Raw genomic sequence first — 12,143 nt, 5'->3', positions numbered from 1 at the left:
TGACGAAAAACCAACTGAATCAATAGTTTATGAAATTAGAATTGTTTTATTGAAATAAAGCCTTCAGCTCTGTAGCATCTTTGGGCTTCATTTTTCCGGCGAGAACCAGACTCAATTGTTTACGGCGAAGCGCCGCCTCAAAACGTTTTATTTCAAGCTCGGTTTCTGGAACTATCTCTGGCACCCGAACGGGATTTCCCATCTCATCAACCGCCACAAACGTGTAAATAGCTTCGTTGGAAAGGCTTCTTTCACCGCTTTCACGGTCTTCGATAAACACGTCCATATAAACTTCCATCGAACTGCTAAACGCTCTGGAAACTTTTGCTTCCACTGTAACCACACTTCCCAAAGGAATCATTTTATTGAACGCCACGTGGTTTACGGAAGCGGTAACAACAATACGGCGGCTATGGCGGCGTGCAGCAATACTGGCCGCGCGGTCCATGCGCGCCAGCAGTTCGCCCCCAAACATATTGCCAATGGGGTTAGTCTCGCTGGGCAAGACCATATCGGTATAAATTGTCAAGGATTGTTGCGGTGTCTTGGATTGCATCTGTGAAAATTTTTGGCAAAGATACCTAAGTTCGGAATAAAGAATAGCGAAAAAAGAGGAAAGAAAACCACCCTGTAACCAAAAATTAATTCACTCGGATGAATGGAAGAGACAACAGTTTTACAGCCACATCACCGAAAACTGAGACTGAGACTGATACTTAAAACGGAGACTGAAATTTAACGAATTTCCTGTACCAATAACCACGCATCGGCATTTTCAGACCGTTGAATTTCGTAAAGCTTTTGCTGCGCTTCCAGTTTATTATCAAAGCTCGCATAAAGCACTTGGTGCAGTCCGTAGCGATTAACTTCCATTTTTAAGGGAGCATAGCCTTTCTCCCGCAGTTGGGAAACTTTTTTTTCCGCGTTTTCTTCCAAACGATAAGCCCCAGCAACAATATGGTACATTCCAACATGTTTAGGAACTTGAAGACTAAGTACTGGCAAAGGATTTTCAATTACGAAGGTAGCCTCCTGTATCTGGTTTTCAACAAGGGAATTAGCCTTTTCCCTTTCCGCATAGTTAAATTTTTGAACTTGGCTTTCATAAAGCTTTAAACTTCCAAAACCTATTGCCGATAATGCGATTACTGCTATAGCAGCGTATTTGAGATACGGCTTGGCTTCCCTTCTTTCGGGCGTAAAATGTATCGGTGCCTTTTCCTCCAAAGCTTCCACAGTTTCCTTATAAACCTCGCGGCTTATTTTTGGGGAAACAAACGAAGAAAGTCCAAAGGCCGAAGTACTAAAATTCTGTTGCTGTAAAGGTTCAAACTGAAGCGATTTTTCTTCGTTCAGTGAAAACGCACCTATATTTTTGAAAGTAACGGTTTTTCCTTCAGAAAGCTCTTTTGATATTTGGGCCGTAAAATTTCTTATTTGTTGCAACGCCGTTTCATAACTGCATTTTTCCACCGAAGCCACATAGTTTGCGAACAGACCATCGTTGGCCTGTAACTGTTTGTTGAAGGAAACAATTTTAGAGGGTGGATGAAAGGTGTTGGAAGTATCGTCAATATGCGCAGATTTGTATCGCGTCAAAAACGCCCCAAAACCAGGAATAATCACACATTCGTATCGGTAGAGCAGGTCGGCTATGTAGGTTGTAAGTTGCATATTAACAAAATTAGCGTTTTTTGGAGGCAATCCAATTTTTTGTTTTGGTAATTTATCAACAACTCAAATTTTTCGTATTTTTAGAAACTCCCCCGATTGTAATTCTCAAAAATATGCTTTCAAAAACCGAACTGCGCTATACGCTTGCCTTGCAGCGAATTCCGAATCTGGGTGATATTTCAGCAAAAAAACTATTGCGGAAAATGGGTTCTGCGGAAGCAGTTTTCAAAGAGAAAAAAAGCAATCTCGCCAAAATTGACGGCATCGGTCTTGTGCGTTTAAAGGAAATCAATCTGAAACAGCAGTTGGAACAGGCCGATGACGAATTGAAATTTATTGAGGAAAACAATATAGAGTGCAGCTATTTTCAAGATAAAACCTATCCCGAAAAGTTAAAGCACTGTTTGGATGGCCCCATACTTATCTTTCACCGTGGCAATATAGATTTGGTGGGAAAGAAAATCATCAGCATCGTCGGTACCCGAAAAATAACGAGCTACGGCAATGCTTTTTGTGAAAATTTAATTGAGGAAATAGCGCCGTTGAATCCGGTAATCGTTTCGGGTTTGGCCTATGGTGTGGACATCTGTGCGCACAAAGCCGCTATCGACAACAAGTTGCAGAATATTGCATGTTTGGCCCATGGGCTCAATCAGATATATCCAAAAACCCACAAAAAATACGTGCAACAGATTGAAGAAAATGGCGGATTAATCACTGAGTTTTGGAGCAGCGATACTTTTGACCGAAACAACTTTTTAAAGCGAAACCGAATAATCGCAGGCCTTTCCGAGGCAACCATTGTAATAGAATCTGCTGAAAAAGGGGGAAGCTTGGTAACAGCCGATATCGCAAATTCATACGACAGGGAAGTTTTTGCCGTTCCCGGAAGAGCCAACGATAACCAAAGCCGTGGTTGCAATAATTTGATAAAACAGCAAAAAGCCCATTTGCTCACCAGTGCTGCCGATATAATCTATATGCTGGGCTGGGAACTGGAAAAAAACCAAAAACCCAAACAGACCCAACTTTTTGTGGAATTGGACGAAGATGAAAAAGTAGTTTTTCGTTTTCTCAAGGAAAAGGAAAAAGAGCTATTGGACATCATTGCCCTGGAGTGCAACCTCCCGGCCTACAAAGCCGCAAGTGTGTTGATGAATATGGAAATTAAGGGCGTGGTACGCCCCTTGCCGGGGAAGTTGTTTCAGTTGGTTTAAAACTTATACTATTGTCGATAGTTAGACGACCCGGAAGTTAATACCCCACTTTCTCGCGAACCCTTTTTAAAACCGTATCGGCAACTTTCCGAGCCTTTTCGGCACCGGTAGCCAAGGCGGCATCAACCTCGGCGAGATTCTCCATAAAATAATGATAGCGCGTTCGTTCTTCCGAAAATCTTTCGGTTATCAGTTCAAACAAAGCCTGTTTTGCGTGGCCATAGCCGTAATTGCCCGCTTCGTAGTTGTTTCGCATTTGCGCAACTTCTTCTTTTGTGCCGAGAATTTTATAAAGTGCAAAAACATTACAGGTATCAGGATTTTTCGGCGCTTCCATCGGCGTACTGTCGGTTTCAATACCCATTATCTGCTTCCGAAGTTTTTTATCATCCAAAAATATGTTGATATAATTTCCTTTGGATTTGCTCATCTTGGTACCATCCGTGCCCGGAATATACATTGTTTCTACCTGAACCTTGCCAACGGGCATCACAAAAGTCTCGCCCATTTGCGCATGAAAACGGGACGCTACATCGCGCGTTATTTCAATGTGCTGCATTTGGTCCTTCCCCACGGGAACTATTTCGGCATCGTACAAAAGAATATCTGCCGCCATAAGCATGGGATAGGTGAAAAGTCCGGCATTTACATCTTCCAAACGGTCAGCCTTGTCCTTAAAGGAATGTGCCAACGTCAATCTCTGGAAAGGAAAAAAGCAGCTTAAATACCACGATAGCTCTGCGGTCTGTGGCACATCGCTCTGGCGGTAAAATACCACGCGCTCTATATCCAACCCGAACGCCAGCCAAGTTGCGGCTACACTATAGGTATTTGCGCGAAGGAGTTCGGCATTTTTTATCTGTGTTAACGAGTGCATATCGGCAATAAAGAGAAAGGAGTCGTTCTTCGGGTCGTTTGCCATCTCAATGGCCGGAACGATCGCGCCCAGGAGATTTCCGAGGTGTGGCGTGCCGGTGCTTTGTATTCCTGTAAGTATTCTTGACATATCATTTCCCGCGCAGGCGGGAATCCTTTTAATTAAACTTAAAAAATTTCACCAAAGGTACTTTTTTTGATTTATTCGCATCGTTCAAATTAGTACTTTTGGAGCTCCATGAAGCTAATTCAACAAATTTTTGCGGCGCTTTACCGCATTTGGTTTTATTTGATAGTCGCTCTGGCCACTATCCTGCTCTTTCCGTTCTTGGTAATAAGCATTCTGAAAAATTCCTGGTATCCCTTTTTCTTTAAAGTGGCCCGCACTTGGTCGGCTTTTATAATTTATGGCATTGGCTGCTATCCCGTCATCAAAAGGGAGGTAAATTATAAAAAAGGCAAAAGCTATATGTTTGTGGCGAACCACACTTCAATGACCGATATTATGCTGATGTTTTACGCCACAAAAAATCCGTTTGTGTTTGTTGGGAAAAAAGAATTGGCAAAGATTCCTCTTTTTGGATACATCTATAAACGCACCTGTATTTTGGTGGATCGCGGCAATACTAAAAGTCGCGTGGAAGCATTTCGCAGAGCGGAAATTAGATTGAACGAGGGTTTAAGCGTCTGCATTTTTCCCGAAGGCGGCGTGCCGGAAGACCTCTCGCTTTTGTTGGATGAATTTAAGGATGGCGCCTTTCGGCTTTCCATTGAGCACCAAATTCCCATTGCGCCGATGACTTTTCACGACAACAAAAAGCGGTTTCCGTATTCCTTTTTTAAAGGTGGGCCGGGCAAGATGCGCGTAAAAGTACACAACCTTATCCCCACCGAAAACTTGACTTTGGAAAATAGAAAGGAGTTGAAACAGAAAACGCGGGATGTTATTTTGGGGGAATTATTGGCGCCGACGGTTTGAAGTATATTCTTAATTCTGTTCTAGCGGTCAGGAAAATCCCTTTCAATTAAGTCCCATAAGGTTCTTAATCCAAAATTAAGAAAGAATAAAAAAACCGTCCTATGGCGGAGGACGGTCTTTTGCAATCATTTTGTTTGAAGTATATCAAACACATTCAACTAAAAACTAACCTAAAACTTGAAACTCAATCCGCTGTAAACACCTAAATAATATGGCTTAAAGTTTACAGATGAATCGGTATAAGGGTTGAGCTGGTATTTAAACATGGGCTCAATATTAAACGTAAATTTTTTGGACAGTTTATAGTCCACTCCCAGCCCTACGTTAGTTGAAAAACTCACGCTTGAAAGATTATTCGCTTCTCCCAGAACAGTATTGAAATTATCTGCCTTCACAGAAATTTCATCATTACCTAAAAACAACGTACTGAGACCTCCAATAATATTTACGCCAAACCTACTGTTTACTACTGCGTATTTCAACTCTACGGGCACTTCATAATAATTTATGTTCTGTACCAATCTGGCGTCGCCCTGTAAGGATTTCGGCATGATATCTCCAAAACCATTGGATGGGGCTGCATTGCTCAAAGCACCTTTATCTACGGCAGTAACTACGATTTCTCTACTTCCATAGTCAACAGAACGTAAGGCCGCAGCAACGGGGCCAGTGCCTACTTCAATGCCACTCGTACTGTAACTTAAATCTACATTGTTAACGCCGGCACGAACACTTAAACGGTTGCTCAGCGCATAGCTCACTTGCACTCCATAGCTCATATTTACGTCTCCACTCTGTGGATTATCCGCAAAATTTGGGTCAATGGAAGACCCATTTCCAAGACTGCTATAATACACGGGAGCAACGTTTGGGGCAACACTCCAGCGCTGTTCCGGCTTTTCTTTCTTTTTCTTTTCGGGAACTATTTCTTCATCTTTTTCGGCAATAGCGTCAAAAATGGATTTTTTGTTTTTGGAGGCTTCCGCCATTTCCTCCTCGGTTTTTACAACGCTTTCTCCTATTTTTTTCACTTCGGAATTTTCGTTTACCGCAACGCCTTCTTTCTTGTTGTTGAAAATAGCTTCATCTTTTTTGATACCCTTTTCGGTAGCTATTTCTTTATTTTCCGTGTTTGTTTTTTCAGAACTATTTTTTAAAACGGCTATCCCTTCATTTAAATCATTCTTAGAAATCTGCTTCTCTACCAGATTTTCTTTGGAATCTTGAGCCGTGTTTGAATTTCTTTTTTCAGAATTGCTTGCAGCGACTACGGCTTCCCCGTTTCTCTCAGAAGCGCTTTTGAAAATATTATTGGAAGCCTTTGTTTGGGATTTAGTTTCCGAAGCATTTTTATGGGAAACCTTCTCGCTTTCCAACGATTCATTTTGAAGTGGATTGTCCTCAGAAGCTACTTGTGTTTTGTTTGCATCTTTTTCTATTTCAGAAGCATTTTGCTGTAGTTCCTTTTCGGTCTTAATCACCTTTTCCTCCGTAATCGCAGGCGTTGCTATTTCCGAAGAATTGAAAAGCGAATTGCCAACGGTCAACAAAAGCGCGAGCAACGCGGCAACACCCCCAAGTTTAACCCACAGCGGGATAACCTTGCGCTCCTTCTTCTCCTTTTTAAGCTCGGCTTGGATCTTTTCCCAAACGCGTGGCGAAGGAGTGGCCTCAAAGTTTTTGAAACCTTCGTTAAAAATGTTGTCTATGTTTTTCTTTTCTTTCATTATTGGTTCCGCTCAAGATAAACTCTGGCGGGAATCTTTTTTTGTAAAACCCCCACCCAAGAGCGGGGGATTACATTTTCAATCTAAACAATTCATATAATACCTTAAGTGTTATAGTTTATTGGCATTATAGTCTTCAATTTTATTTTTCAATATCATTCTGGCGCGTGCCAGGTTTGATTTAGACGTGCCATCGCTGATTCCTAACATTTCCGCTATCTCTTTGTGCTGATAGCCGTCCATCACGTACATACTGAAAACCAATCGGTACCTATCGGGCAGTTCCTGTACTATTTTCAGCAGGAAGTCCAAGGGAATTTCCTCGCTTTCAATTTCTACCTCAGCTTCATCTTCGATCTGGCCTTCGTCAACAATTTCAAAGGTTCGCTGCTTTCGGTATTTTTGAAGCACGGTGTTTACGGTTACCCGTTTCATCCAGCCTTCAAAAGAACCTTTGGCGTTATATTGCTCAATTTTTTTAAAAATGGTGATAAAAGCATCCTGCAAATTGTCTTCAGCTTCGGAATAGTTAGGCGAATAGCGAAGACAAATGGCAAAAAGGATTCTGTTGTACTGCTTGTACAATTCGCCCTGCGCCGTTGCATCCTGCTTTTTGCATTGTATTATGAGCTCGTCTAATGTCAAATGCGGTACCGTGAGTTATCGTTCCGTTGTAAATACCTCTTTCTTCAGAGGGCAACCGTAATAATCAAGGTTCCTACATTGTGTAGATACCAGTGTATCAAAAGGGTTGCGTACTTTGCTGAAATTTTATTGGCTTATGGCCGCAATGGCATCTTTGATTTTCTTTTCCAGCTCGTCCATCAGTTCTGGATTGTCCAGAAGTAGATTTTTAACGGCATCGCGCCCTTGCCCAAGTTTGGTATCGTCATAACTGAACCAAGAGCCCGCCTTTTTGATGATTTCGAAATCAACGCCCAGGTCAATTATTTCACCCACTTTGGAGATTCCTTCGCCATACATAATGTCAAACTCTGCTTGTTTGAAGGGTGGCGCTACTTTGTTTTTTACCACTTTTACGCGGGTTTTGTTACCTGTAGCGTTGCTGTCGGTATCCTTAATCTGTGTGGAACGGCGAATGTCCAAACGTACGGACGCATAAAATTTTAAAGCGTTACCGCCAGTTGTAGTTTCTGGGTTGCCGAACATTACGCCTATCTTTTCGCGCAATTGGTTAATGAAGATTACCGTACATTTCGTTTTGCTGATGGAGCCCGTAAGTTTTCGCAAAGCTTGGCTCATCAATCGGGCATGGAGCCCCATTTTGCTGTCGCCCATTTCGCCCTCTATTTCGCTTTTCGGCGTCAAGGCGGCTACGGAGTCAATAACCACAATGTCTATGGCTCCACTTCGGATTAGATTGTCTGCGATTTCCAAAGCCTGCTCGCCATTATCGGGTTGCGAAATGATCAGGTTTTCAATATCTACGCCGAGCTTTTCGGCATAACCGCGGTCGAAGGCGTGCTCTGCATCAATAAATGCGGCAATCCCTCCTTTTTTCTGGGCCTCTGCCATTGCATGGAGCGTCAAGGTTGTTTTACCGGAGGATTCGGGACCGTAGATTTCTATTACCCTCCCGCGCGGATAACCGCCTACGCCCAGGGCCACATCCAAGCCGAGTGAACCTGTTGGGATTACGTCCACATCCTCCACGGCGCTATCGCCCATTTTCATTACGGTTCCCTTGCCGTAGGTTTTGTCAAGTTTATCGAGAGTAAGCTTTAGTGCTTTTAGTTTTGCGTCTTTTTCAGTGCTCATTTTCAGTATGTTTTATGATGGAATTTTTAAGTAGCTAAGATACTATTTCTTTGTGCTTGGGGCAAAAGTAAAATCTAGGGAGAAACGATTTTTGTTAACAAAAAAGAATCAACACCGCTTATTACGACAAGCGCAGCAAAGTTTGCTGAAAGAACCAAGACTTTCTTGAGAGCGGAAGGTACTATTATGAAAGCGGGTGCAATATTTGTTAAAGCCAACGCGAGAAGTGTTAAAGCCAAGCAGTTATTTGTTAATGCGGACGCAAGAATATAAATGGCGAACGCAAAATTTGTTGTTGCGAACGCCATTATATAAAAAGCGGAGAGCATATTTGTTAAAGTGATAGTTATACTTGTTAAAGCGGAAGCCATATGTATAAAAGTGGTAGCGTGTAGCTAAAAAGCGGAACCTTGCTGATTAAGCATACTACCTATTGCTGAACGCGTTGTGCTTTATGTGGCACGAGGTGTTAGGTTTTCAATCTTTATAGTTTTTGAATTTTATGCCTCTTATTTGATTGTACTCTGGGCTGGAGGCTCCAAATAGTGACTTGACGTATTTTTTTATATCTAGGGCGGTATCTACCAGGCCTGTATTTTCTTGATAGAGGATTCTATTTCTTTCCAGACGGGCGTTGCTTACGGCGGTGTAAGCGGTGGCCACTTGGTTGTTTTTGTCCTTTAGGTCCTGTGCCTTTGCCTGTAGGCTGGTAATTTGCAGTTCTGTTTCGTTTGGGGCGTAGCTTGGTTCTGATGCCAGGACAGCTATTAGGCCTTCAAAGTGCTGGATGAGCTGATCGTAGGATTGCTGGCTGGCGCTAATTAGCTATTAAAAAGATTTTAATCTCCCCTATTTCCTTAAAACCTGTATTTTTGCAACTTAAAAAATCAATTCTTTTCACCTAAAAAAAAGTATAGCATGCAACTGTACAACAAATTAAGTGCAAAAGAGAGGGAAGCATTATTGGAACAGGCCGGCGAGGAACGGCTAACCCTTTCTTTTTATCAATATGCCAAAATTGGCAATCCGCATCTTTTCCGTAACCATCTTTTTGTTGCCTGGCACGAGCAGGACGTTTTGGGCCGAATTTACGTAGCCCACGAAGGCATAAACGCCCAACTTTCCGTTCCGGCGAAACGTTTTAAGGAATTTAAGGAATTCCTGGACGGTATTTATTTTCTGAAAGACGTACGTTTGAACATTGCCATTGAGCAGGATTTGAAGTCATTTCTAAAGCTGAAAGTAAAAGTGCGCGATAAGATTGTTGCCGATGGCTTGAATGACGAAACCTTCGACGTTACCAATAAGGGAATCCACGTGGATGCGCAAAAATTCAACGAACTTATTGAAGATCCCGATGTGGTTTTGGTAGATATGCGCAACCATTATGAAAGCGAAATCGGCCATTTCAAAAACGCCGTTACGCCCGATGTGGATACGTTTCGTGATTCTTTGGATATTATAGAAGCAGATTTAAAAGACCACAAAGAAGACAAGAAATTGGTAATGTACTGCACGGGCGGCATCCGTTGCGAAAAGGCCAGCGCTTACTACAAACACAAAGGTTTTAAGAATGTGTTCCAGCTGGAAGGCGGTATTATTGAATACGCGCGCCAAGTGGAAAATTTAGGTTTGGAAAATAAATTCATCGGAAAAAATTTCGTTTTTGACCATCGCCGTGGCGAACGCATTACAGATGATGTAATTTCAAACTGCCACCAATGCGGTGAACCCTGCGACACGCATACCAATTGCGCCAACGAGGCCTGCCACTTGCTTTTTATTCAATGTGAGAAATGTGCCGTGGCAATGGAAAACTGTTGTTCCGAAGAATGTATCGAGATAATCCACTTGCCCTACGAAGAGCAGAAACGCCTGCGCCAGGGCATCCCGAACAGTAATAAGATTTTTAAAAAAGGACGTTCGGAGAAGTTGAAGTTTAAAAAATAGTAATTAGCCCCCCTTGCCTCCAAGGGGGTAATATTCAATTTTTATTGGCCCCTCATTTAGAGGGGTTCGGAGAGGACTTCAAAAATCTAAAATCGTAAATCCTAAATCGAAAATTTTATTGGTATCTTTACTGATTAAATTATTTGTTTAATTTTCGTCCCTATTCGCTTAGAAAAAGGGCTTTATATATAAAAAATATGGGCTGTACCAGCTGTGCCACGGGCGCCAACGGACAGCCAAAGGGATGCAAGAACAATGGTACTTGCGGAACCGATGGCTGCAATAAACTTACGGTGTTTGACTGGCTTTCAAATATGCAACTTCCCGCCGACATGGAACCCTTCAATGCGGTGGAAGTGCGCTTTAAAAACGGAAGAAAGGAATTCTTCCAAAATCCAGAGAACCTTACATTAAGTATTGGCGATGTGGTTGCCACCGAAGCTTCGCCGGGCCACGACATTGGCATTATTACGCTTACCGGTGAACTGGTGCGCGTACAAATGAAAAAGAAGAAAGTTCCAGTAAAGGTGGAAGCCCTGCCGAAAATTTATCGCAAGGCTTCACAAAAAGATATAGACATTTGGCAAGGCGTGCGCAATAAAGAGGCCGATGTACAAAAGCGTTCGCGGGAAATTGCCATCCGCCACGGACTGCAGATGAAAATAAGCGATGTGGAATTTCAGGGCGATGCTTCCAAGGTCATTTTTTATTATACCGCCGAAGAACGGGTCGATTTCCGCGAATTGATAAAGGAATTTGCCCGTACCTTCAATACCCGGATTGAAATGAAACAAGTGGGTTTCCGCCAGGAAGCCGCACGTTTGGGCGGTATTGGTAGCTGTGGGCGCGAGCTTTGCTGTTCTACTTGGTTGACGGATTTCAGGTCGGTGAATACTTCCGCGGCGCGCTATCAACAACTTTCCTTGAATCCACAAAAACTTGCCGGGCAATGCGGAAAGTTGAAATGCTGCTTGAATTATGAGCTGGATACCTATTTGGAAGCCTTGGAATCATTTCCAAATACCGAAACCAAACTTCAAACCGAAAAAGGAAATGCCACTTGCCAAAAGATAGATATTTTTAAGGGACTGCTCTGGTATGCCTATGAAAATGAATTTGCAAATTGGCATGAGCTTACGGCTGAAAAGGCCAATGAAATAATAGAACTCAACAAAAAAGGCAAGAAGCCCTTGGCGCTGGAGGAATTTATTATCGAAAGCCCCAAGGCAGAGAAAGAACCTTTCAGCAATGTGGTGGGCCAGGATAGTTTGACCCGTTTTGACCAACCAAAGCAAAAAGGTAAAAAACGACGAAAGAAAAGCCGCAATAAAAATCGTGGAAAAGCCGAAGCCACTGCCGGAACCGCCCAAAAAAATAAGCCTCGAAACAAGGCACCCAAAAGAACCGGTAACAAACCCAGCAACAAGCCCAGAAATCCGAAGCCGATGAAAAATGAATAGATTAATGGCACTTTTTTTGACGGTGGTCATGCTCGTTTCCTGCGAGTCAAACACCGTATTTAGTGAATCACAGGCTATGGATGGCCATTGGGGTGCAGATGAAGTGGTGCAGTTTAAGCTTCCCCAACTCGATTCGCTCAAAAAATACAATCTATTTTTGAACATTCGCAACACAAACGAGTATAGATACAACAACCTTTTCTTAATTGTAAATATGACCTTTCCCCACGGAAAAACCGTCACGGACACTTTGGAATACAGAATGGCTCAACCCGATGGTTCGTGGATGGGCCAGGGCATAGGCAACATAAAGGAAAACAAACTTTGGTATAAGGAAAATGTCCAGTTTTTTGAGGACGGCATTTATACCGTTGATATAGCCCAAGCTATGCGCAATAATGGCGATGTGGAGGGCGTTACAAAACTCGAAGGCATTACAGATGTAGGTTTCAGTATTGAAGAAGCCTCCAAACAGTAAAAA

General features: G+C 42.6%; 12 protein-coding genes. 5 read left to right on the top strand and 7 right to left on the bottom strand.

What is annotated here, in order from left to right; genetic code table 11:
- Positions 1-46: 46 nt before the first annotated feature.
- Both MB09_RS00190 and MB09_RS00185 read right to left on the bottom strand, forming a co-directional pair.
- Entirely contained in the window at positions 47-556 is a 510-nt protein-coding gene (locus MB09_RS00190; RefSeq protein ID WP_045078860.1) for an acyl-CoA thioesterase, read from the bottom strand.
- Positions 557-735: 179 nt separating this feature from the next.
- Positions 736-1,674, bottom strand: a complete 939-nt coding sequence (locus MB09_RS00185; RefSeq protein ID WP_045078859.1) for an HU domain-containing protein — start codon at positions 1,672-1,674, stop codon at positions 736-738.
- A 113-nt stretch (positions 1,675-1,787) separates the two neighbouring features.
- On the opposite strand from MB09_RS00185, the gene dprA reads away from it, so the two are divergent.
- A complete protein-coding gene (gene dprA / locus MB09_RS00180) occupies positions 1,788-2,891 on the top strand; it encodes a DNA-processing protein DprA (RefSeq protein WP_045079303.1) in 1,104 nt (367 codons plus the stop codon).
- Between the two features lie 37 nt (positions 2,892-2,928).
- Here dprA and trpS read toward each other — a convergent pair whose 3' ends face one another.
- A complete protein-coding gene (gene trpS / locus MB09_RS00175) occupies positions 2,929-3,897 on the bottom strand; it encodes a tryptophan--tRNA ligase (protein ID WP_045078858.1) in 969 nt (322 codons plus the stop codon).
- Positions 3,898-4,005: 108 nt separating this feature from the next.
- Here trpS and MB09_RS00170 point away from each other — a divergent pair, with 108 nt between their 5' ends.
- The gene (locus tag MB09_RS00170; protein ID WP_045078857.1) at positions 4,006-4,746 is read left to right on the top strand and encodes a lysophospholipid acyltransferase family protein; all 741 of its coding nucleotides are present in this window, start codon (positions 4,006-4,008) and stop codon (positions 4,744-4,746) included.
- A 170-nt stretch (positions 4,747-4,916) separates the two neighbouring features.
- Here the strand turns inward: MB09_RS00170 and MB09_RS15360 are convergent, their stop codons facing one another.
- From MB09_RS15360 to MB09_RS16260, 4 genes are all read right to left on the bottom strand, one after another.
- Positions 4,917-6,473, bottom strand: a complete 1,557-nt coding sequence (locus MB09_RS15360; RefSeq protein WP_052671261.1) for an outer membrane beta-barrel protein — start codon at positions 6,471-6,473, stop codon at positions 4,917-4,919.
- 111 nt (positions 6,474-6,584) lie between these two features.
- Complete coding sequence (locus MB09_RS00160; RefSeq protein WP_045078856.1) at positions 6,585-7,118, bottom strand: RNA polymerase sigma factor; 534 nt, start codon at positions 7,116-7,118, stop codon at positions 6,585-6,587.
- 126 nt (positions 7,119-7,244) lie between these two features.
- A complete protein-coding gene (gene recA, locus MB09_RS00155) occupies positions 7,245-8,252 on the bottom strand; it encodes a recombinase RecA (RefSeq protein WP_045078855.1) in 1,008 nt (335 codons plus the stop codon).
- A 477-nt stretch (positions 8,253-8,729) separates the two neighbouring features.
- Positions 8,730-8,915, bottom strand: a complete 186-nt coding sequence (locus MB09_RS16260; protein ID WP_205618080.1) for a hypothetical protein — start codon at positions 8,913-8,915, stop codon at positions 8,730-8,732.
- 255 nt (positions 8,916-9,170) lie between these two features.
- Here MB09_RS16260 and trhO point away from each other — a divergent pair, with 255 nt between their 5' ends.
- From trhO to MB09_RS00135, 3 genes are all read left to right on the top strand, one after another.
- The gene (trhO, locus tag MB09_RS00145; protein WP_045078853.1) at positions 9,171-10,202 is read left to right on the top strand and encodes an oxygen-dependent tRNA uridine(34) hydroxylase TrhO; all 1,032 of its coding nucleotides are present in this window, start codon (positions 9,171-9,173) and stop codon (positions 10,200-10,202) included.
- Between the two features lie 197 nt (positions 10,203-10,399).
- Positions 10,400-11,662 carry a PSP1 domain-containing protein gene (locus tag MB09_RS00140; RefSeq protein ID WP_045079301.1) on the top strand — a complete coding sequence of 421 codons (1,263 nt, stop codon included), beginning with the start codon at positions 10,400-10,402 and terminating at the stop codon, positions 11,660-11,662.
- Positions 11,655-12,140: a gliding motility lipoprotein GldH gene (locus MB09_RS00135; protein ID WP_045078852.1), complete on the top strand. Its 486-nt coding sequence runs from the start codon at positions 11,655-11,657 to the stop codon at positions 12,138-12,140. Before MB09_RS00140 ends, MB09_RS00135 begins: the two co-directional genes overlap by 8 nt.
- Positions 12,141-12,143 lie beyond the last annotated feature (3 nt).

This window comes from Aequorivita vladivostokensis (assembly GCF_000952855.1).
GTDB classification, from domain to species: Bacteria; Bacteroidota; Bacteroidia; order Flavobacteriales; family Flavobacteriaceae; genus Aequorivita; species Aequorivita vladivostokensis.
This window is presented reverse-complemented; position numbering and strand designations above follow the sequence as displayed.

Bases quoted from the DNA above. Each gene is read 5' to 3' on its own strand.
- MB09_RS00190 (WP_045078860.1), bottom strand. From the start codon at position 556: ATGCAATCCAAGACACCGCAACAATCCTTGACAATTTATACCGATATG.
- MB09_RS00185 (WP_045078859.1), bottom strand. From the start codon at position 1,674: ATGCAACTTACAACCTACATAGCCGACCTGCTCTACCGATACGAATGT.
- dprA (WP_045079303.1), top strand. From the start codon at position 1,788: ATGCTTTCAAAAACCGAACTGCGCTATACGCTTGCCTTGCAGCGAATT.
- trpS (WP_045078858.1), bottom strand. From the start codon at position 3,897: ATGTCAAGAATACTTACAGGAATACAAAGCACCGGCACGCCACACCTC.
- MB09_RS00170 (WP_045078857.1), top strand. From the start codon at position 4,006: ATGAAGCTAATTCAACAAATTTTTGCGGCGCTTTACCGCATTTGGTTT.
- MB09_RS15360 (WP_052671261.1), bottom strand. From the start codon at position 6,473: ATGAAAGAAAAGAAAAACATAGACAACATTTTTAACGAAGGTTTCAAA.
- recA (WP_045078855.1), bottom strand. From the start codon at position 8,252: ATGAGCACTGAAAAAGACGCAAAACTAAAAGCACTAAAGCTTACTCTC.
- trhO (WP_045078853.1), top strand. From the start codon at position 9,171: ATGCAACTGTACAACAAATTAAGTGCAAAAGAGAGGGAAGCATTATTG.
- MB09_RS00140 (WP_045079301.1), top strand. From the start codon at position 10,400: ATGGGCTGTACCAGCTGTGCCACGGGCGCCAACGGACAGCCAAAGGGA.
- MB09_RS00135 (WP_045078852.1), top strand. From the start codon at position 11,655: ATGAATAGATTAATGGCACTTTTTTTGACGGTGGTCATGCTCGTTTCC.